General features: G+C 42.1%; 13 protein-coding genes. 6 read left to right on the top strand and 7 right to left on the bottom strand.

The features are described 5' to 3' along the window. Positions 1-8 precede the first annotated feature (8 nt). The 5 genes from JK628_RS11055 to JK628_RS11035 form a co-directional block, all read right to left on the bottom strand. Complete coding sequence (locus tag JK628_RS11055; protein ID WP_202289512.1) at positions 9-1,655, bottom strand: hypothetical protein; 1,647 nt, start codon at positions 1,653-1,655, stop codon at positions 9-11. A 231-nt stretch (positions 1,656-1,886) separates the two neighbouring features. Continuing rightward, positions 1,887-3,080, bottom strand: coding sequence for a glycosyltransferase family 87 protein (locus tag JK628_RS11050; protein WP_202289511.1), 1,194 nt, complete (start codon positions 3,078-3,080; stop codon positions 1,887-1,889). A 543-nt stretch (positions 3,081-3,623) separates the two neighbouring features. Next, entirely contained in the window at positions 3,624-4,841 is a 1,218-nt protein-coding gene (locus JK628_RS11045) for an RsmB/NOP family class I SAM-dependent RNA methyltransferase (protein ID WP_202289510.1), read from the bottom strand. A gap of 149 nt (positions 4,842-4,990) precedes the next feature. Then, positions 4,991-6,256 carry a sugar MFS transporter gene (locus JK628_RS11040; protein WP_202289509.1) on the bottom strand — a complete coding sequence of 422 codons (1,266 nt, stop codon included), beginning with the start codon at positions 6,254-6,256 and terminating at the stop codon, positions 4,991-4,993. A gap of 46 nt (positions 6,257-6,302) precedes the next feature. Then, positions 6,303-7,931: an alpha-glucosidase gene (locus JK628_RS11035; RefSeq protein WP_202289508.1), complete on the bottom strand. Its 1,629-nt coding sequence runs from the start codon at positions 7,929-7,931 to the stop codon at positions 6,303-6,305. A 477-nt stretch (positions 7,932-8,408) separates the two neighbouring features. Here JK628_RS11035 and JK628_RS11030 point away from each other — a divergent pair, with 477 nt between their 5' ends. From JK628_RS11030 to JK628_RS11015, 4 genes are all read left to right on the top strand, one after another. Next, positions 8,409-11,231: a TonB-dependent receptor gene (locus JK628_RS11030; protein WP_202289507.1), complete on the top strand. Its 2,823-nt coding sequence runs from the start codon at positions 8,409-8,411 to the stop codon at positions 11,229-11,231. 79 nt (positions 11,232-11,310) lie between these two features. Beyond that, on the top strand, positions 11,311-13,287 hold the full coding sequence (locus JK628_RS11025) for a glycoside hydrolase family 13 protein (protein ID WP_237524191.1): 1,977 nt from the start codon (positions 11,311-11,313) through the stop codon (positions 13,285-13,287). A gap of 171 nt (positions 13,288-13,458) precedes the next feature. Next, positions 13,459-15,483 carry an alpha-amylase family protein gene (locus tag JK628_RS11020; RefSeq protein WP_202289787.1) on the top strand — a complete coding sequence of 675 codons (2,025 nt, stop codon included), beginning with the start codon at positions 13,459-13,461 and terminating at the stop codon, positions 15,481-15,483. A 213-nt stretch (positions 15,484-15,696) separates the two neighbouring features. Then, positions 15,697-17,799, top strand: a complete 2,103-nt coding sequence (locus JK628_RS11015) for a glycoside hydrolase family 97 protein (protein ID WP_202289506.1) — start codon at positions 15,697-15,699, stop codon at positions 17,797-17,799. 108 nt (positions 17,800-17,907) lie between these two features. Here the strand turns inward: JK628_RS11015 and JK628_RS11010 are convergent, their stop codons facing one another. Continuing rightward, positions 17,908-18,420: a malate synthase gene (locus tag JK628_RS11010; RefSeq protein ID WP_202289505.1), complete on the bottom strand. Its 513-nt coding sequence runs from the start codon at positions 18,418-18,420 to the stop codon at positions 17,908-17,910. Between the two features lie 157 nt (positions 18,421-18,577). On the opposite strand from JK628_RS11010, the gene JK628_RS11005 reads away from it, so the two are divergent. Continuing rightward, positions 18,578-20,113, top strand: coding sequence for a DUF3612 domain-containing protein (locus JK628_RS11005; protein ID WP_202289504.1), 1,536 nt, complete (start codon positions 18,578-18,580; stop codon positions 20,111-20,113). 5 nt (positions 20,114-20,118) lie between these two features. On the opposite strand, the gene JK628_RS11000 is transcribed toward JK628_RS11005, so the two are convergent. Further along, a complete protein-coding gene (locus JK628_RS11000; RefSeq protein ID WP_202289503.1) occupies positions 20,119-20,445 on the bottom strand; it encodes a hypothetical protein in 327 nt (108 codons plus the stop codon). Between the two features lie 385 nt (positions 20,446-20,830). Here JK628_RS11000 and JK628_RS10995 point away from each other — a divergent pair, with 385 nt between their 5' ends. Further along, the gene (locus JK628_RS10995; RefSeq protein WP_202289502.1) at positions 20,831-22,396 is read left to right on the top strand and encodes an MFS transporter; all 1,566 of its coding nucleotides are present in this window, start codon (positions 20,831-20,833) and stop codon (positions 22,394-22,396) included. Position 22,397 lies beyond the last annotated feature (1 nt).

The raw sequence follows: 22,397 nt of genomic DNA, 5'->3' as shown, positions 1-22,397 counted from the left end.
CAGCTCCTTTAAAGTGAATAATTGCTACAATATTCAATGTCCCCCCTATTGATGAAGCCAGCATTTTTATCACTACGTAAATAAACATCATAATGATGACCTTTAAAAAAATTAATTTTCATTTCACTTAACTCATAATTATCAAATATTGTTTCTAACATGCTTTCCTGCTTGAAAAAATCGACATACTTAAATCTCCCTCCGAAATAATCAGGTTTTTCTCTTGCATCAACGAATATTGCGACCGGTTCATACATTACAATTTCACATCTAATCGAAGTTAGCACATCTTCTTTAACACGTGCTATATCATGTTTCTTACTTTTTGTAATTCGTTCTGGAAAGCGGTCCATAATATTTATTGCGGGTAGTGGCCACATTGCTGGAAAACCTGAAACCCATACCCCATCGGTATAAGAACTAATAAATGCCGATGGCCAGACGTTACTCGATAAAACGTACACAGGCTTGCCTGAAAACTTAGTATTTATAGTGTAAGCCGACTCTTCCAGAAACTCATAACCCATTTCTGAAAATGTTGGCGCTCGATGGAATTTAACTAAAGTCAACATCAACTGACCTTGTTCCAATATAAGTCTGTAAGAAAAAACGGCCCCCCAAAAAATCAACAATACTTTTAGTAAAACAAGTATGCTTTTAAGTTCAGCAAACTGTTTAGTATAGAAGTAAGTGGTTAATACACCATTTATCATTAACAATGTTTTAAATGGCAATAATTGGTAAGAATAATGAGCTTGTATTAAGTAAGATAGTAAAGCAGGTAAGGACATAAAACACAAAAATAGTGTAAGTTCTCTCTCTTCTTTTCTTCTCAATTTTATCGCTGCAAAAAAAATCAAAACAAGCACAAGGATATTTAATATCAAGCTAGGGTAATCAATTTCCTTACCATAAGTCCAATAAGTTGCCAAGCCCCAGGGTATTATATTGCCTAGATATCCATCCCAGTATAAGAATAAAATTGCGTAAAATAGCAGAGTAACAAATAGCATTACAATGGTGGTCAACGAAGGTAACTCGGACAGCTTTTTAACCTTTATTAAATACCAAGACTCACAGAAAATAGGGAACAATATGAAGTAAGGCTTAATACAAATACCTACACCAGCTAATATACCTATCAGAAATACCATATATCTATTCAGATGATAACTTCCTTGAAAGTCATTGAACCTCGAAATGAAATATGGAAGCATGAGTAATATCGCAAGGTGATCTCGCTGAGAGAACCCTTTGTAGGGCATTATAAACGTAGTAATTATTAATAGAGGTATATAGATTTTTACAAAAGTAGATTTGGATATTACAGTTCTCATAATGTATAGATTAATAATAGTCACAACCGATACAAAAAATAGAAAGTATATTCTTGTAGAACTCAAAGCCGTGAAGCCTGTTATCGATTCTATATAGGTTATAGGCGTCATCAAAATAAAGATCATCGGCGGATTTATTTCAAAAATCGCCGTATATAGTTCCTTGCCAGCAAGCCACTGTTTTGTAGCAAAATACAGCCATCCAATGTCAGTGTGAATTGGGGTAGAAAGGTTTATAATAACAACGAGAAACATGAGCCAAATAGGTACGATATATATACTACAAAATGAAACAAGCACTGTTCTCATACTTTTCATAGCCCAACACCTATATCTCTTAAGATAAACGCTAGTCAATGAAAATCAGCGCGCTAACCAACAACTAATTAGGAAAGCTTAGTCATAAAGTGCCGAAATGTCAGATATTTAATGAAAAACATTTCAAAAATCATAAAGCTATTAGTAAAGTCCATTTATCCACATATATTCATTGTGAAACAAACAGTTTTTGCCTAACTTACTATTTAGAAATTAATCTAATGAATTTAACTATTTACGGCTCAAATTATTGGTAGGAATTCGAATTGAAGTTATCACATAAAATAGTAATGAGAATAAAATGGCAGTCGCCCAAGGGAAAGCAATTAAAGCGTTTAATGGACGTATCAGTGCCGGAGCAAGCCAAGCAACAAAAAGCATATTTATCTGCCCAGAGTGAAAGCCCTTATCTAAACCATATGAAGCTAAAGCAGCTATTGCCACAGAAAGGATTGTAAAATCATAATTAAGGATATATGGCGAAACCATCAAAGTCACAATGATAAAAACGGCAATTTGTAGTCTCAAGTCTACATTATCTGACCAAACCCTAATAACAATATATAAAGGAACACTTGCTACTACGAAATGAAGAAAATAAGATGTAAAAATCCCTACACCGCTTGCTCTCATCGCGGTAAAAACACTTTGCATAATGTCATAGGAAACCAACTCTTCGTGGAGAACTCTTTTTACTAGCTCTCTCCCATCCCAAAATGCTAGCCAAGTTTCGGGTCCAAAAGCTATGTACGAAACTAGAGCAAATAGGAAGAAAGTTAATGTAGCAAATAGAAACACCCGCCAACGCCCAGAACAAACTAAAATTAGTGGGATTAAAATTCCTAGATGAGGTTTGAAAGTTAAGATGCCAATAAAAAAACCTGCCAGTATTGGTCTTCGATCGATATAGACAAAAGCACCGGCAATCAAGGCGGCAGTTAACAGGGCATTTTGGCCGTAACCTAATGTAATGAAAACAGCCGGAAAGGAGAGACATAGCATAATTGACTCTTTTCGATTGGTTAATTTTCGAATCATAGCTACGAAAAACGCAAGACTACTAAGTTGAAAAACTAGAAGTGCCCATAGATATGGTAAGTAAGCGAGGGGATAAACTAAGGTTATGTAGGTAGGTGGATAGCTAAATGAGGGATAACCAAAACCTCTACTACCAATAATTAGCTGTTCGGCTTCATAATGCGCTGCTAAATCATAAGCTAAATATGGCGCCCCCTCCATAGCGAGCTTAGCCGCGGCGTAAAAACTAACAAAATCTGTACCTAAAGGGCGGCCGAAGATATCAACATTACCAGTAGAAAGGACAATCCAAATTAAAAAACCCATTACATATAAAATCGTCAGTAAACGAGGATAAACATTAAGGCGTTCCTCCGTTAGCCAAGCAGTTGACTTCCATTTTTGCATTTACCTTTTCCTAGAGCTAGGTCATGAATGTTTCATAGTTAAAATTTGTGACTACAAGTTACAACCAAACACTCAACTATTTACCAGTAGATGTTCATAGTAATGTTGAATTACTATGCCATTAAATATAGACGTTAAAATCAACAACATCATGTTTTTACTAACATCATGAACATAAACATCGCGATATTCAATCTAGTTCACTTTGAGCTACAGAGTAAAAGCACTGATGACATTTGCCTGAATGTAAATGTAATTTTGAAAACCCTGCAGTAATTGAAGACTATACATGCCAACAGGGAGCAAGCCGCCTATCAATTATCCAATCTACGGAATAATTTGAATGGCTTCTATTTAAGATGCTCTGAGATAAAAGAGGTAGAAATATGGAATGTTAATCAAGCAAACATGGTGAAAGGACATAATTGGTTCTATGCGGTAACTAAGTCATGGATGATTAAATAAAAAAGAACCCTTCTGTGCTCTTTTTTATTTAATTTAGCCAAGGTAATACTCAGCTGCAAGCGTTCGTTTAGGGAAGAATCAAGCTTCTGCTATGCGCTCTAGCTTTGCGTAGTAAAAACCATCAAAGCCTGTTTCAGCAGGGCTAATGTTGTCATCTTCGATAAAACTGAAGTGTTTGTTTGCCGCTAAAAAAGCATCGACTTGGTTGCGGTTCTCTTCAGGCATAATAGAGCACGTTGCATAAACCAAAATGCCGCCCACTTTCACCATTCTGCTATAGCTTTGTAAAATATCTTTTTGCAGTGCCACTAATATAGGCAGTCTCTCTGGTGTATCACGCCATTTGGCATCTGGGTTACGTTTTAGTACACCAAGACCTGAACATGGTACATCGAGTAACACACGGTCTGCGGTCAATTTAAGACGCTTAATCGTCTTGCTGCTAGCAATAATGCGTGTCTCAACATTGTGAGCCCCCGCTCTACGGGCCCGCTGCTTAAGGTTATCGAGTTTCCATTGCTCGACATCCATTGCGAGCAACCGTCCTTTACCCTGCATTTGTGCCGATATTGATAGCGTTTTACCACCCGCACCCGCACACGCATCTACAACACACATACCCGGCTTAGCGCCAAGGGCGGTAGCGATAAGTTGTGAGCCTGCATCTTGCTGTTCAAACCAACCTTTTTTAAAACTCTCTGTTTTAAATAGTGCTGAATCAGATACCACTTCTAAAGCAGTATCTACACCTTCAACCTCTTCGGTTTGCACGCGCTCGTTACGTAGCTTCTTCGCCAAATCATCACGAGTAGATTTAAGCGTGTTGACACGAATAAAACGTTTAGCCGGCTTAGTTAGCGCTGCACGTTCGGCAGGCCAACGGTCGCCCAACTGTGCTTCACCCATTTCATTCAGCCAATCAGGACAGCCGTCCCAAAGCGCCGGTTGTTGACGCGCTATTTCAGTTCTCTCTGCGAGATCTTTCTCATCTACCTGTAATGCATATTGCATTTTAGGTAACGGTAATTTATGAAATAGGTGCCAGGCATTAAGTAGTCGAGAGCCCATTCGAACCATCTCTTCAGGCTTAACGTCCGACAGATAACAATACAAATTTAAACGTCTTAAAATATCACCGGTAACAAAGGTGATACGTCCGAGCTCAGAAGGGGCTAATTGTTGCCCAGAGAAATGTTGTGAATAAGCACGATCAAGTGGCTTGCCCTCTTTTAATACAAGGTCAAGAATACTAATCACAAGTTCAGTCGAGCTGGGAGATAAAGACGAATTTAGCATTTAAAAGTTACCATAGAGAGAAATCGCAGCGATCATAGGAGCAAAGCGCCCAATACGCAAGTCAACTTAAGAAAAGCAGCAATAAAAAAGCGACTTAATTGAAGTCGCTTTTAAAATAGCAGTTTTGAACAAGGCTATAACCAGTTAATCTATAATTTACTGCCTTTCGCACCGTAGTAGAGAATGAAGGCGTAGCAGATAACGGGTAAAACAAATGCCTGCTGGATCCCCATATTGTCTGCCAAAACTCCTTGCAGTAATGGCAAAATGGCACCGCCTACAATTGCTAAGCATAAAAAACCGCTGCCTTGAGATGTGTGAGGGCCAAGATCACGTAACGCCAAGCTAAAGATTGTTGGAAACATTATCGAGTTAAATAAGCCAACAGCCAAGATAGACCACATGGCAACTTCGCCGGTGGTATTCATTGCGACTACAACTAAACTCGCAGCCATGAACGCATTAAAAGCCAATACAGTGCCTGCTGGTACTTTTTGCATTACAGCTGAGCCAATAAAGCGCCCCACCATTGCCCCGCCCCAGTAATAAGCGATGTATTTGGCCGCATCGGCTTCTCTCATACCGACAATATGCTCCTCACCTAAAAAGTTAACCAGAAAACTACCAATCGATACTTCAGCGCCCACATAGACAAATATGCCAACAGCCCCCAATACAAGGTGCTTATATTGACTGGCACTTGTTTTGCCATTTTTATCAGCTAGCCCCTCAATAGACACTGCTGTATGCGCTTTAATTTCAGGCAGTTTAAGTTTGGAAAAGATAATAGCAAGCGTTGCCAACATTGCTGATAACAGAAGATACGGAAGTTTTACCACCTCGGCTTCTGCCTGCATTTGGCTAAGCCCAACTTGCGCTTCAACTGCCACTGACAGAATAAGTATCGCGCCAAAATAAGGTGCTACTGTGGTCCCTAATGCGTTAAATGCCTGGGTCAAGTTCAAGCGGCTAGATGCGGTATCAACGCTACCGAGCGCATTTACGTAGGGATTGGCAGCGACTTGCAAAATGGTGATCCCAGATGCCAATACAAAAAGAGCCCCCAAAAAAAGTGGGTAGATGGCAAGGGTTGCGGCAGGATAGAACAATGCGCATCCAATACTTGCGATGACAAGTCCGCTAATGATCCCGCGCTGATAACCCACCTTCTTAACTAACTTACCCGCTGGGATTGATACTAAAAAATAAGCACCAAAGAAGCAGAATTGGATCAACATTGCCTCAGTATAGTTAAGTGAAAAAACGGCTTTTAAATGCGGGATCAATATGTCATTCAAGCAGGTAATAAACCCCCACATGAAAAACAGTGAGGTCAAAGATACCAGTGCAAAACGGAAGCTACCATTTTCACCCGACGTTACTGTGGCAGTGTTAGAACTAAAAGATGAAGCCATATTATTTTCTCTCTTATCAGGTCAATCTTCTTAAGTTGAAGTCAAATTACACATTAGACAATTTTGCGTAAAAACAGCCATAAGGTGCTAATGTCAGTAGGCCACCCAACACGGTGCCAGTCACTAATCCATGCTCAATGAGCACTAACTCAATATCCTTTTTTGGTAATGTTATCGTTTCTTCATGGCTGCTTAAATTAAAGTAGACAATGTAGCTGCACTCTTCGTCACTGCGTATAAAACTTAAAATCGGTTCCGCAGTTAAGAGGAATTCAATATCGCCACTTATCAGTGTTGGATGCTTTTTACGCCAAGCCAAAAAGTGCCGATAACTATTAAGAATCGAATGTTGATCTTGCTCCTGGCTCTCTACCGACATAGCGTAATGCTCTTTTGCTAACGGCAGCCATGGAGCGACTTTGCTGAATCCAGCATTAAGTTCCTGCTCAGACCACGGCATAGGGGTACGGCAGCCATCGCGCCCCTTAAACATCGGCCAAAATGCAATCCCGAAAGGATCTTGTAGTTGCTCATATTCTATTTTAGCTTCTGTAAGCCCAAGCTCTTCGCCTTGATAACTACAAACACTGCCGCGCAGAGAACACAACATAGCATTGAGCATTTTAATCATCTCAGCTGTTGCCTGCCCTTTTCCCCAGCGCGATGCCACTCGTTGAACGTCATGGTTACCAATGGCCCAACACGGCCAACCATCACCAATACGCCCCTCTAAGGCTTCTACCGTTTCTCGGATATATCGAGCGCTAAAGTCATCGGTTAATAGCTCAAAGCTATAAGCCATGTGGAGCCGATCGTTTCCTTGAGTATATTCAGCCATTGTCGCCAATGAATCTTCCGATGAAACCTCGCCAAGTGTCACAGCACCTGGATATCGATTAATGAGGTTTCTGAGATCTTCTATAAAGCTCACCGTTTCTGGTCGAGTATTATTGAAGTAATGATATTGATAGGCGTAGGGGTTATCTTCGCTAAAACCACGTCCTTGACGTTTATCTTTTGGTTTAGCGGGATTATCGCGGAGTAGGTTATCGTGAAAACAAAAGGTTATAGCATCTAATCTAAAACCATCAACCCCTTTATCTAACCAAAACTGCACATTATCGAGAACAGCCTGACGTACATCTTCATTGTGGAAATTTAGATCGGGTTGGCTACTCAAAAAATTGTGCAAATAATACTGCTGGCGCCGAGGTTCCCACTCCCATGCGCAGCCACCGAATATCGCTAACCAGTTGTTGGGAGCTGTGCCATCTTGTTGAGGATCAGCCCATACATACCAGTCCTGTTTAGGATTAGTTTTATCTTGCTGGCTTTCAATAAACCACTGATGCTTATCTGAGGTATGGCTTAAGACTTGGTCAATGACAACTTTAATATTTAGCGAGTGCGCCTTGGCAATCAACTCATCAAAATCCCGCATATTGCCAAACATTGGGTCTACATCGCGATAGTCACTAATGTCATAACCAAAGTCCTTCATCGGCGAGGTGAAGAAAGGAGATACCCATATTGCATCGACGTTTAGACTCGCAATGTACTCCAGCTTACTGATTATCCCTTGCAGGTCTCCAACTCCATCACCATTTGTATCCAACATACTACGTGGATAAATCTGATAAATGACGGCTCCGCGCCACCATGTAAGCTGTTCCATTCTTGCCCCTTAACACTCTATATGTAAAAACTAGCCAAAAGCCTACTGGTTAACGCAATGTTACCACCTGATATATGGTCGCTTTTGTTGTTGGAATGTTTGCAGCATACGTGAATAGCGAAATAAGGTTCAATATCCCTGCATACGTATGCAGTAACAGCCTTTACATTAAGCATCGTGCAATGACTAATAATTACGTTATAAAACAACAACTAGAGCCCAAGCGATCTACATCACACATTGTTAACAAAAGTCATAAAAAGAGTGTTCCCCCGGCTATGAATAGATTGAATACGTATGCATAACATTGTTAAGGTCAGAATCTCGGGAGTAATATCCTCACCGCTGCGCAACAAAATATTTATATACGCTGTACCTTTGTTGTAACAAGTGTGCTTTTGTAGCCAGTTTTGTTACAGCGTCAGTGATAATTAAAAAAATAATAACTAGCCGACTGTCTAGTTAAAGGGGATGGAGATGTTGCAATTTAGACCTAGTATGCTGACCTTAGCGTTAGTGGCTGCAGGGGCAAGTATGAGCAGTTATGCTGCTGAAGAAACCAATGCAGAAACTGACGAAAAAGTACAAGAAGAACAAATCGAAGTTATAGAAGTAAAAGGCTTTAGAACAAGTGTGATTAAGTCTCTAAACATCAAGCGTTTTGCGGACACAGTATCTGAAAGCATTTCAGCTGATGATTTAGGCGCACTGCCCGACCAATCAATCGCCGACGCACTAACACGTCTACCAGGTATCACGGCAGTACGTACCGGTGGCCAAGCAAGTGGCCTTAACATTCGTGGTCTTGACGGTGATTTTGTTTTTGCCACATTGAACGGTCGTGAACAAGTTACCACAGGTGGTAAACGTGCTGTTGAGTTTGATCAATATCCGTCTGAGTTAATATCACAAGCACAGGTATACAAATCTCAAAAAGCTTCACTAATTGAAGGCGGTGTTGCAGGTACTGTTGAATTGAAAACAGCAGATCCTTTGCAAAGCGATAAAGAGCATTCATTTGTAGTAAATGTTCGTGGAAGTTTTAACGACCAAGCTGGTGATATTGCTGATGCCGAAGAGTTTGGTAACCGTTTAAGCTTTTCTTACCAAGGAAAATACTTAGAAGATACCTTAGGCGTAGCGGTAGGTTATGCCCACCTTTATCAGCCCTATGTTGCCAGTCAATTCATCGGCCTGAGATTTAATGATGATTCCCGTGATGTCAACGGCGATGGTGAAGCAGAATCCATCAGTGAAGGCTTCGAAATGCAACAAAAAGGCGGTGAAGATACCCGTGATGGTTATATGGGTGCGATTCATTGGCAACCTAATGACAATTGGAGCATTAAGGGTGATGTATTCCATTCTAAGTTTGACTCTGAGAACTTTGCTCGTGGTTTCCGAGTTAAATCACTAAAGAATGGCAACATTAGTAACGCTACCGTGCAAAATGGCTCGATGACAGGCGGCACGGTATCCACCGATGGCACTGACAATTTTGCGGTATTTGTGGTTAATGATAACGACTCTAAATTCTCTACACTCACATCCGGCGCCTTTAATATTGCCTGGAATGACGGTGATGCATTAACCATCGCAGCCGATATCAGTTATTCAAAAGCAGATGGCGAATTCGTCAATGGCGGTACAAGAGCGGTGATATACGATGATATCGATAATCAAATTCGAGCATCGGAATCTGTAGATTATCAACTCAATGGACTTAACGCTGCCGATGTTAGTTTTGACAAAAGTTACACTGACACAGCGACGTTAGGGCTTAGAGAAGTCGGCATGTGGCCATATGATCAACAAAATGATCTTATGGCTTATAAACTAGACTTTAATTATGTATTAGATAACGATTTCATTTCATCTGTTGATTTTGGTGTGCGTTACTCTCAGCGAGAGTTTAATGCACAGCGGTCGCAAGCAGGGTATGGTTTTGAGTATGGTGATAATCCTGCGAACCAACCTGTACTGCGATTAACAGGTGATATGACAGATGTGGTTAACTTTGGTGGTGATCTTTCAAACTACCCTAGCTTCCTAAAAATTGATTTTGATAAGGCTGTCGATCTTGTTAATCAACAATTAGCGGCAACAGGCCAAGACCCATTTACACCGACGGCAAACTGGGATAACAACTGGACCATGATCCAAAGTGGCTCAGTCAATGAAGACGTGCTTGCGGGTTATGTACAAGCCAATTTAAACTTAGAGCTTGGCGACCTGCCTGTTACCGGTAACATCGGCGTTCGCGTGGTTAATACCGATCAATCGAGCAAAGGCTTACAACAAGTTGGTTTTGGCTTAGGTGAGGAAATTGCAGATGAGAAAGGTGTCATTAGCACTGATTACATTCGCAATGAAGTGGGCAAAACCTACACAGATTACCTGCCTTCAATCAACCTGAATTTCCATCTAACCGATAACGATCAGATCCGCTTTGCAGCGGCATCGGTAATGGCTCGCCCACCGATAGATAAGCTAAAATCAGGCATGGGCTCTTGGTATGATGACGCTGCGACTCCGGGCTATAAAAAGTACAACGCTTGGGGAAACACCAGTCCATTACTCGACCCATTTTATGCTGACCAATATGACCTATCTTATGAGCATTACTTTGAAGATAGTGAAGGCGCTATTGCATTAGCCATTTTCTACAAGGATATCAAGTCGTTCATCAATAACTTTACGATTCAACCATTTGATTTTGAAGAAGCTGGTTTTATTGTGCCTGACACCATTGTCGATAATGGCGTAGAGTTCCCAGTCGTTAAAGATGAAGGTCAATATCAAACCGCAATTAACAACGACAACGGCGGTTATATCCGTGGTGTTGAACTTGCTTACACACAGATCTTTGACTTCCTTCCTGGAGCATTGAGTGGTCTTGGCTTTACCGGTAGTTACTCATATTCAGACAGCGAAGTAGAGTTTGAAACAGATTTGAGTGGCCAGTCACTTGCTATACCTTTACCAGGTTTATCTGAGCACGTTGCTAACACCACGCTGTTTTATGCCCTCGACGGTTTCGATACCCGTGTCAGCATGCGTTATCGTAGTGAGTATGTTTCAGAGCAAGTCGCGGTTGAATCTCAATTAGCATTTTTTGATGCTGAAACGATATTCGATTATCAAGCTTCTTATGCGATGGACAACGGCCTGAAGTTACTACTTCAGGTTAATAACCTCACCGATGAAGCTAACAAAACCTACTTTGGTCAGCCTCAACAAACAGGTACGATTCAAACCTTTGGCCGTCAATATTATTTAGGCTTTAGCTACAGCATGTAACACTTGCTAATCAAGAGCTTACTTCTTCGATGAGGTAGGCTTTTTGCTATATAAATAACGCTCGACAACAAGGTCACATATGACGCAATCAATGCCTGTTAACCGCCCCCTAAAAACGTTACTCATTAGCATTACGGCATCTGTGATGTTAGCCACTAGCGCAATAGCCTACTCCGCAGCAGTAGACAATGAGCTAACAGCCTTTATTAATCATCAAGATCCTACCCCGGTTCAACTCAGAGTAGAGCCTGAGTTTTGGTGGGCAAACATGGCAAACTCAACACTTGAGCTAATGCTCCATGGCGATAATATCGCGACAATGCGAGCAGTGTTAAACGAAACAGCCAATCACATCAGCATTGTAAACACGACAGCCTCTGAAAATCCTAATTACTTATTTATTAAGCTTTCGCTCAAGGATGCCAAACCACAAACCATTTCAATTTCTCTCGAAAAAGATGGCAACCCTGAGCATCAATTTGACTACAGCATTAAACAGAGGCGTTCAGATTCGGCAAATCGTCAAGGCTTCAATAACAGCGACGTGATCTACTTAATTACGCCAGATCGCTTTGCCAACGGCGATCCGTCAAATGACAATCACATCAACATGTTAGAAGCAGTTAACCGAACAGATAAAGATGGTCGTCACGGCGGTGATATAAAGGGGATCCTCAACAGCCTAAATTATCTTGAAAATCTCGGTGTAACGCAATTATGGATCAATCCACTGCTGGAAAATAATCAGCAAAAATACTCCTATCATGGCTACTCAACGACAGACCACTACGCGATAGATCCCCGCTTTGGCAGCAATGAAGACTATCGTCAACTAGTCACTGCAGCTAAAGAGAAAGGCATTGGCATTATCAAAGACATTATTGTCAATCATATCGGCTCTAACCATTGGTGGATGCAAGACATTCCCAGCTCAACATGGATCAATGGCTTAACAACACAGCAAAACAGCGAACGAGGTAAGGTTCAATTCACCAGTCACAGACGCACCACACAGCAAGATCCTTACGCTGTGGCCACCGACCAAAAGAACTTTGTTGACGGTTGGTTTGTCGACAGCATGCCTGATTTAAACCAAACAGACCCTAAGCTTGCTACCTATCTTATTCAGAATAGTATTTGGTGGGTTGAATATGCCAATCTAACCGGCATACGCGAAGATACCTACTCATATGCCGACAAGACTTTCTTAGCACAATGGTCAAAAGCCATTATGACTGAGTACCCAAATTTTAATATTGTCGGTGAAGAGTGGACGGCAAACCCGATTACCGTCTCCTACTGGCAAGCAGGTAAAAGCAACCAAGATGGCTATGTATCCTATCTTCCGAGCTTAATGGACTTTCCACTATACGAAACACTACTAGAAGCCGTTAGTGCTGCAGAATCTTGGGACGAAGGCTTTATTCAGCTCTATGAAATGATGGCCAATGATGTTGTTTATGCTGACCCTACAAACTTGGTGCTGTTTGAAGGTAATCACGATACTAATCGGCTCTTTAGTTTGATGAACGAAGATATTTCACGTTACAAAATGGCCATGACATACACCCTAACCTCAAATCGTATTCCACAGATTTTTTATGGAACTGAAGTGTTGATGACCAGCCCACTAGAGGGCAGACACGATGGTGTGGTACGAGCCGATTTCCCTGGTGGATGGTCAGAGGATTATATCAGTGCTTTTACGCAAAATGGGTTAAATCCACAACAAATAGACGCGCAACAATTCGTTTCAACACTGCTCAATTTTCGAAAAAGTGCTTCAGCCATTCATCATGGCGAGTTAATCCATTATGTCCCTAAAGACGGCACTTATGTGTATTTCAGAGTTGATGAGTTGCAATCTATTATGGTGGTAATGAACAAGAACCCGACCGAAGTATTGCTTAGTCGTGACAGGTACAAAGCGCAATTATCAGGGTTCTCAACTGCTACGGATATATTAACCCAGAAAACCCAAAATATATCGCGAACAATCTCCGTACCTGCCAATGGCGTACTTGTGCTAACACTTAACCAAGATAAGCAACTGTAACGAGCTGTAATATAGCTAAAATAAACATAAATCAAAAGGTTATACTTAATGGCGCTAAAAACATTTATCCAATTGTTTACCCCAGAATTTTCAAGATCTGTTTTTGGCCGTAAAATTGAAGACCTAGGTTGCAATAAAAGCAAACTACCGTTTGTCAGCATTCTCTTTTCTATGCTTCTACTACTAAGCGGATGCTCAGAGGGTAAGCAACAGAGCGTTGCCGTTAGTGCTAACAAGCACAATCATAACGCTATTGAACACAGCCACGCAGAAACACACAATACCGTACACAACGCCATCCAAAAGCCAGTTGTGTATCAAGTTTTCACCCGCCTATTTGGCAATAAAAACACCAACAACCAACCATGGGGCACTATTGCTCAAAACGGTGTAGGAAAATTCAATGATTTTGATGAAACCGCACTTAAAAGCATAAAGTCTTTAGGCACAACACATGTTTGGTATACCGGTGTACCTCACCATGCACTGATAGGTGACTACAAACAATTCGGCATTAGCGATGATGACCCCGATGTCGTTAAAGGTCGTGCCGGCTCACCTTACGCAGTGAAAGATTACTACAATGTAAATCCTGATTTGGCCGACAATGTTGCACATCGTTTGCAGGAGTTTAAAGCGTTAATAGCACGCACACACAAACAAGAGATGAAGGTGATTATCGATATAGTGCCAAACCATGTCGCCAGAGCATACCAATCACCTGATATACAAAACGGAATGCTTAATCTTCAGGTTCATGAATTTGAGGTTAGTAGTTTTGGCGACAATGACGATAGCAGCGCAACATACAAGCGCCACAACAACTTTTATTACGTGGTTGAATCCTTAGCTACTGGCAAGACCGCTCCGGTAGCCTTTGAAGTGCCAATGTTATCAGCTAAGGAGCAACCACTGGGCGGTGAGGCGCATCCTTTAGCTGACGGAACATTCCAAGAGTCCCCTGCCAAATGGACAGGTAACGGTGCCCGTAAGGCACAACCGGACGCTAATGACTGGTATGAAACGGTAAAAATCAACTATGGCGTAAAGCCTGATGGCAGTGCCGACTACCCTCCCCTTGATAAATCAATGGCCCAACAGGGTACAGATGCACATTACCAATACTGGAGCGCCATTGAACTCGCTGACTTAGCGCGATCGCCTCAAGACAGATTGATCCCTGACTCATGGGTTAGGTTTAAACAGATCACTCAATTTTGGTTGGCAAATGGTGTCGATGGGTTTCGCTATGACATGGCAGAGATGGTGCCCGTCGCTTTTTGGAGTTACCTAAATTCAAACATCAAACATATCAACCCGCAGGCATTTCTGTTAGCTGAAGTTTATAACCCTAAGCTGTACCGAGACTATATTCATCTGGGGAAAATGGACTATCTATACGATAAAGTCGACATGTATGACACGCTCAAAGCGATTATTCAGCATAAACAAAGCACCGCAGCGATTGCAAAAAAGCAAGCTCAAGTCAGCGATATTGCAACCAATATGCTGCACTTTTTAGAGAATCATGACGAACAACGTATCGCTAGCGCTGATTTTGCAGGCGATCCCTTTGCAGCCCTACCCGCCATGGTGGTATCTACGACCATCAGCAGTGCCCCCACCTTGATCTACTTTGGTCAAGAAGTCGGTGAACAAGGTGCTGAGAATGCAGGCTTTGGAAGACCGACGCGTACCAGTATTTTTGATTATATCGGCGTCCCTGCACATCAACGATATATGAACAATGGCAAATTCGACGGCGGTCAGTCCACCAAACAAGAGCTAGAGCTACATCGCTACTACACGACACTGTTAAACCTCAGTCACAGCGCTACTGCACTGACAGGCGAGTACATTGAGCTAGATAGTTTTAACCGCATGCAAAAGGTAGCAGGATACGACGAACAAACCTTCGCTTTTAGTCGTTACTCTGCTGAGCAGCAGCTCATCATCGTCAACAATTTTAGTCAAACCCAAACAAAGCAATTCACACTGCAATTACCTGCGACGCTAATCAGCAAGTGGAACTTGTCATTAGGCAATATACCGCTGCTGGACTTATTAGCTCAAGGTGCTAAGCAAGCAAACTCCGGCGCCAGTCACGAAACATTACATGTCTCTCAAGATGATGCAACGCTAGCGATATCACTTGCTCCCAATGAATCAAAAATATTGATGTTAATGGGTAATTAGTCATGTATATGCTCTAAATAAAGCCTGTACTTAACGCTAAAAACATCGTTTTTAAGCGTTATTTTTTTGATAATTGCCGCTGAGCCAATTACAGATTTGAATACGTATGCAATCCATTGCAGACAGTTTGATAATCAACTTAGTATGCTAGCGACAATTAATATCCGTATTCAAAATAACGTCTAAAAATAACTTACGAACAAGGATTGCATAATGACAACTCGGCAGCCATCAAGTAAGACGCAATATAAGCGTTCGCCGCTATGTAAACGCTCCAAATCAGCTATTATTACTGCTTTATTTGTTAGCACATTGACAAGTTACGCAACCTTAGCAAAAACCGTCTCTGTCACATCGCCAGATAAAAACATCGTTATCACCTTATCTGATGACAATGGCCAACCTGAATATAGCGTGCAATTTCAAGGGCAAGAGGTCATTACTCCGTCTCGACTCGGATTGGTTTTTAAATCGCTAGGTGAGTTTGGCCAAGGTTTCAAAATTGAACAAAGCAAACACAGCTCAATTGAAAATCGCTGGCAGCAACCATGGGGTGAGCAAGAGTGGATTAAAGATAACTATCATCAAATAACCACTACGCTAAGCAATGGCAAATACCAATTTAAACTGCACTTTAAAGCATTTAACGACGGTCTTGGTTTTCGCTATGAGATCCCTAAACAAGCTAAGCTAGACCAATTAACCATCACCAATGAGCTTACTGAGTTTTCAGTACCTAAAGCAGAGAAAGCACAAGCTTGGTGGATCCCGGCCCGCGGCTGGAATCGCTATGAATATCTTTATAGCAATAGCACACTCGATAAAGTCACCAATGTGCATACGCCATTCACATTTAAGTTAGCCTCTGGCGTTCACATGAGTATTCATGAAGCCGCTTTGGTAGATTACGCTGCAATGACACTCAATCAACGCCGCACTGGTAAGCTAAAGGCAGACCTAACCCCTTGGTCAGATGGCAGCTTAGTTAAAACCCGCGCAGGATTTAAAACCCCTTGGCGTACCATTCAAATCAGTGCAGAAGCTATAGGGTTACTCAACTCAAATCTGATCCTAAACTTAAATGAACCCAATAAACTCGGCGATGTTAGTTGGGTGGAACCCGGTAAATATGTCGGTATTTGGTGGGGTATGCATCTCAATGAGAACACTTGGGGCTCAGGTAACAAGCACGGAGCAACAACCAGTGAAACCAAGCGCTATATGGATTTTGCAGCCAATAACGGATTTGATGGCGTGCTGGTTGAGGGTTGGAATATTGGTTGGGATGGTAGCTGGTTCCATAATGGTGATGTGTTTAGTTTTACTCAAACCTATGCTGATTTTGACCTCAAAGCCGTCAGTGAGTATGGCAGTAAAAAGGGGGTTAAGCTGATTGGTCATCACGAGACATCGGGCTCAGTTAGCAATTATCGCAACCAGATGGAAGATGCTTATGATCTTTATCAAAAACATGGTGTTAGCCAGGTAAAAACGGGGTATGTCGCAGATGGTGGTGACATAAAACGCATCGATGACAATGGCATAATTCGACATGAATGGCATGATGGTCAATTTATGGCTAACGAGTATCTCCACAGCGTGAAAGAAGCGGCCAAGCGTCACATCAGCATAAACACTCATGAGCCAATAAAGGACACTGGACTTCGTCGTACTTATCCAAATTGGATCGCTCGTGAAGGCGCGCGAGGACAAGAGTTCAATGCATGGGGCACACCGCCCAACAACCCTTCTCACACCACGACGTTGGCGTATACTCGTATGCTGTCTGGCCCAATGGACTTTACACCGGGCATTTTTAATCTAGCACCTGAGGGGCTTGATGCAATCAACCGGGTGCAAACCACGTTAACCAAACAGCTTGCCTTGTATGTTGTGCTCTACAGTCCAATACAGATGGCTGCGGACTTGCCACGAAACTATGTTGAGCGCCTAGATGCTTTTCAATTTATAAAAGACGTGCCGACCGATTGGAGCAACAGTGTCGCGATAGCCGGCGATATTGGCGAGTTTGTGGTACTTGCCAGACAAGAGCGTAACAGCAGCAACCAAGCTAAAGACTGGTATCTTGGCGCTATAACTGACGATAACACCCGAGATATAGAGATCAAATTAGACTTCCTCACTAAAGGAATTCGCTATCAGGCGCAAATTTACCGTGATGGTAAAGACGCTAATTGGCGCTCGAACCCTTACGACTATGTCATCGAAACCAAAGTCGTTAGTCGTGATGAGTCATTAATCCTCTCGCTCGCTTCTAGCGGCGGTACCGCTATCCGATTCAAGGCGCTCGATTAAACTCAATAAGCGTATAAAGATAACTGCGCTATCGGTTTAATCCACTAAAAAAGCCCTTTGTTAAGGGCTTTTTTGTTCTTTATAGTTATTTATTAATCCATCTGATGATTAACGTTTTAGCTCATAATCACTACCATCTTTAGCGGTGAAAACTTGATCAAGTACCGAAGACGCTACCACAGTGTTCTCTACGTTGACCAAGCTAATCCAATACTGATGCCCTTCAACTAAGATATCTTCGACATTGGCACAATCTTGAGCGCCCTTTTCACTTTTACTGTCGAAAGTCAGTTCAACATGAATGCCATTGTCTTTAAGCAAAATGGCTGTAGGTTCACTTTTATGGCCGTTCAGTGCAACGAACTGTTTTGGAAAACGCAATCCTGTTTGGCTACCGTCCTTCATAAACACTAACAATTGCTGGTAGTAAACAACATAGCTACAGGCATCTTTATGTGAACCTTGAGTGAGAGGGAACTTGTCATCCAAAAAGATTTTGGCACAGGGTGTTGTGGTGTCGTTTGCTGCCTGGGTGACAACATTCACATCAGCAAATTCTGAACCCATATATAGATTGTTCTCGTGGTTATTTGCAGTATTATTGATTGTTGATATATCCATAGCCCTGTCCTCATTCAATCCTAAAATAGGTCTTTCATCGTTGCTAACTTCTTCTGCTTTCAAAAAACTTATTCGTTTTCCGATTGCTTGATTTGTAGTCTAGTGCAAATTTCATTACAATTTCACAATAAAAATTTTACACTGTGAATTTTACAATATGAAAAGTAATCAGAGCCTGATCAGAAAGTCACATTTTCTTGGCACCAAGATTAGAAATTTGCGTAAAAGAAATCACCTTACAATGGAGGATCTGTCTGCCCGTTGTATAAGAGTCGATCCTGAGTCAGCCCCCTCTGTATCTTACCTTTCGATGATTGAGCGGGGTAAACGAGTTCCCAGTGCAGGCATGCTTGCGGTTATCGCTGCAGTGTTCCAAAAAGAGGTAGATTGGTTTCTCGATGATGTGCCAGAAGACGAAGCAATTACCCCCGACAAAGGTCGTCGTGGTGGTATAAGCGGTATGGCTTTAGAGCCGAGTTTCCTGTTTTCCAGTGATATTTTACAGATCGCTATCCCGGAAATGTTGTCACAAACGGGCACAACCGGGCGAGAATTTGCACATTTACTTATTCGTGCCCACCAAGAGCACCATCAAAACCACTTTCCAGATCTTGAACGCGCAGCTGAAGAGGTCGGCCAAAAACGTCTTCCGCTTGCGTTGAATGATATAAAAGATATAGCAAAATCATTAGGACTAAAACTGAAATGGATAGACAGAACGCCACAAGAGGTTGTTGATGAAATGGGTGTTAGTACCGCTCATGTCGTGACCTCTTTTTTTGAACCACCTTCAACTATCTATCTGAACAAGATGCTCAAATCTTACCCTACGCGACTTAAATATGACCTGTCTGTGCATATCGGACATTGTGTATTACACAACAAAGATGGATTGAAGTGCGTATTAACCGCAGGTAGACGCCACACGGCAGCCCACGAAGAAACTGCCACTCCAGCATCATCTACGTTAAATGCACAAGATATTCTGCATGCCTGGCGTGATTTTGAATCAAGCTTTTTTGCCGGCGCATTACTGTGCCCCAAAGTACCGTTTAGGCAGCTACTCGACCGACATGGTTATGAAATCAACGTCAATAAAACGGTAGGCGTTTCTGCATCTGTAGCCATGCGCCGAATGACAGTGGTATCCCCTTATCCTCATTGGCATTACTTCGATGCTTATGCACCGGGTAAATTAAAAGCAGTATACCGTGGTAATGGTATTCCACTGCCTTGGGGTAACATGCGAGTAGTCGAGGACCCTTGTCAGCATTGGGCTGTATTTAGAATGATAAACGAGCCCAAAGTTGGTACATCTGCGCAAATATCCATTTTGGATGTAGCACATGAACCACGGATCTATTGCTGTGAATCGGTAAAAGTTGAGGACATGGCGGGTAACAATCATGTGCTTTGCGCCGGTATCGATCTTAACCCCGCAATAGATGCACAAGGCGGCGATGCTGCTTCTATTGCTGCGGATCTAAAACAGATCTGTGCGTCCAACAGCGGCTCGGTAGAGATGCCGAAACATATAAAGAAAAACCTAATGAGCGTGGCAAAAATTCTCAACATTAACTGGGTGGAACGCGGCATCCAAAATGATGCACGTTTGATCTGTTCGCGAGGTGCTGTATGTCCAAGACAGCCTAGTTGTTATCAAGCAGGCAAAGCCTTATGTGAAGAGGCTTAACGCAGCTATCGCTTGCTAGCTAAACCAAAAGCGGTGGCATGCACAATAATGCACTGCTCTGAATAACCAAATTGAATTGAAAGCGTATCGTCAATGATCATATCAGTTAATACGACGGTACCCTTGATTTTCTGCTTTGCATTATTAACCGCAAGCAAAGTGGATACACTTTCATCAATTGGCAGTAAATACAAAAACTGAGTCTGGCAACTAGTCCCAAACACTGGCCCTAATTCTACCAATGATTCTATATCTGCTGGTGCTTGATAAGTTTTACTGGTAAATGAGCCATGATTTGCAATATTACAGCCAGACAAAATTAAAACCATCATAATTACAGTCCATTGAGCCTTAAAAATTTGGGTCATCTGCAGAAGCTCCGTTAATCAGGTGTTTCAATACCGTTAAATGCACAGCATGAATACGTATGTATTGTGTTGTGCCAAAATCAAGCTCAAGGTTAACATGAAACCCTACTTTTTTTCATGCACGGCTTGTGGCGTGGTCAATAAAAGTAGGGTCGTTTCTAGCAATTCGCGTTGTTAGCTTTCACCCTTTTTATAACAAACATCAGTAGAACTTAGCAAACAAGTTCGCCTATGGCTTTGTTAATGATAGTGGTTTAAGGCAGCTGCCAGCAGAGGTCGCCGGCAGTTGTCTATTTTTAAAAGCTAGTTCGACCAACAATAATAATTATAAACCTGAAAGGGATGGTTCATGTCTGATACAAAGCCTCTACAACAGAAACCTCAGCTCAGTTTTTGGCAAATTTTCAACATGTGTTTTGGATTCTTAGGTATTCAATTTGGCTTTGCACTGCAAAATGCCAATGTAAGCCGTATTTTTCAAACACTGGGTGCATCTATAGATGATATACCTATTTTATGGATAGCCGCTCCGCTCACAGGTCTTATCGTACAACCTATCATCGGCTACTTAAGTGATAATACTTGGGGTAAATGGGGTCGTAGACGCCCCTTCTTTGTTTTAGGGGCTGTTTGTACCACTTTGGCACTATTTGTTATGCCCCACTCGCCTGCTCTATGGATAGCAGCCGGAATGCTTTGGATTATGGATGCATCGATCAACATTGCCATGGAGCCCTTTCGTGCCTTTGTGGGTGATAATTTGCCTAACAAACAACGGACTCTTGGCTATGCAATGCAAAGTTTCTTTATCGGCATTGGCGCTGTCATCGCATCTGCACTGCCCTATATCCTGACTAACTTTTTCGGCGTTAGCAATACGGCTCCCGCTGGTGAAATTGCTGATTCAGTGCGTTACGCCTTTTATTTTGGCGGCGCTGTACTGTTTTTAGCTGTGATGTGGACGGTTGTTTCAACCAAAGAATACTCACCTGAAGAGTTAGCTGAATTCGAGAAAAATGGCCAACAGCAACCTGCGACAGCATTATCTGTCCTACGCGATGCTAAGCAATATCAAAGAGGCTCTGTTTTATGGACCAGCCTAGGTACGCTATTTACCGGGGCAATTTGGTTATTCGAATGGGACAAACAACTCTTTATCTTAAGCTTAGGGATCTTATTTTTCGGACCGCTACAATATTACTGTGCACAGAAAGTAAAAACGCTACAGAGTCACAACCAACAACATAATGAAACGAGCAATCACAACAACAGTCGTGAAAATCAAGGGTTAATCTTTAGTGTAGTCGATGATCTTTTTCATATGCCCAAAGCGATGCATCAACTGGCCTTAGTGCAGTTTTTCTCCTGGTTTGCCCTCTTTTCTATGTGGATTTTCACCACCGCAGCAGTCACCGATTATCACTATGGGACACAAGACGTGCTGTCAAAAGCCTACAATGACGGCGCGGATTGGGTCGGTTTATTGTTCGCTGTCTATAACGGGTTTGCTGCTATTGCTGCCATTTTCATCCCTATATTGGCCAAAAAATGTGGCCTTAAAGTCAGCCACTGTATCAATCTATTTTGCGGGGGCCTTGGTTTAATCTCTTTTAAATTCATCAGCGATCCAAGCCTACTTTGGCTGCCTATGATAGGCGTCGGTATTGCTTGGGCTTCAATACTGTCGGTTCCTTATGCACTGCTTTCAAACGCATTACCCGCAAAAAAGATGGGAGTTTACATGGGAATTTTTAACTTCTTCATTGTTATCCCACAACTGCTCGCCGCCAGTATTCTTGGACTGATATTACGGGTCTGCTTTGATGGTCAGCCTATCTACGCGCTTATTACCGGCGGCGTTTGTATGATGATAGCGGGCATCGCCGTGCTAAGAGTCAGCGTTGATGGTGATTAAC

The organism is Shewanella sp. KX20019, from assembly GCF_016757755.1.
Lineage (GTDB): Bacteria > Pseudomonadota > Gammaproteobacteria > Enterobacterales > Shewanellaceae > Shewanella.
The sequence above is the reverse complement of the archived record's forward strand: the minus strand, read 5'-3'. Positions and strand labels throughout refer to the sequence as shown.

Excerpts from the sequence above, each read along its gene's own strand:
- JK628_RS11035 (WP_202289508.1), bottom strand. The coding sequence starts at position 7,931 with ATGGAACAGCTTACATGGTGGCGCGGAGCCGTCATTTATCAGATTTAT.
- JK628_RS11020 (WP_202289787.1), top strand. The coding sequence starts at position 13,459 with ATGCTTCTACTACTAAGCGGATGCTCAGAGGGTAAGCAACAGAGCGTT.
- JK628_RS11055 (WP_202289512.1), bottom strand. The coding sequence starts at position 1,655 with ATGAAAAGTATGAGAACAGTGCTTGTTTCATTTTGTAGTATATATATC.
- JK628_RS11030 (WP_202289507.1), top strand. The coding sequence starts at position 8,409 with ATGTTGCAATTTAGACCTAGTATGCTGACCTTAGCGTTAGTGGCTGCA.
- JK628_RS11025 (WP_237524191.1), top strand. The coding sequence starts at position 11,311 with ATGACGCAATCAATGCCTGTTAACCGCCCCCTAAAAACGTTACTCATT.
- JK628_RS10995 (WP_202289502.1), top strand. The coding sequence starts at position 20,831 with ATGTCTGATACAAAGCCTCTACAACAGAAACCTCAGCTCAGTTTTTGG.
- JK628_RS11015 (WP_202289506.1), top strand. The coding sequence starts at position 15,697 with ATGACAACTCGGCAGCCATCAAGTAAGACGCAATATAAGCGTTCGCCG.
- JK628_RS11040 (WP_202289509.1), bottom strand. The coding sequence starts at position 6,256 with ATGGCTTCATCTTTTAGTTCTAACACTGCCACAGTAACGTCGGGTGAA.
- JK628_RS11000 (WP_202289503.1), bottom strand. The coding sequence starts at position 20,445 with ATGATGGTTTTAATTTTGTCTGGCTGTAATATTGCAAATCATGGCTCA.
- JK628_RS11045 (WP_202289510.1), bottom strand. The coding sequence starts at position 4,841 with ATGCTAAATTCGTCTTTATCTCCCAGCTCGACTGAACTTGTGATTAGT.
- JK628_RS11005 (WP_202289504.1), top strand. The coding sequence starts at position 18,578 with ATGAAAAGTAATCAGAGCCTGATCAGAAAGTCACATTTTCTTGGCACC.
- JK628_RS11050 (WP_202289511.1), bottom strand. The coding sequence starts at position 3,080 with ATGCAAAAATGGAAGTCAACTGCTTGGCTAACGGAGGAACGCCTTAAT.
- JK628_RS11010 (WP_202289505.1), bottom strand. The coding sequence starts at position 18,420 with ATGGATATATCAACAATCAATAATACTGCAAATAACCACGAGAACAAT.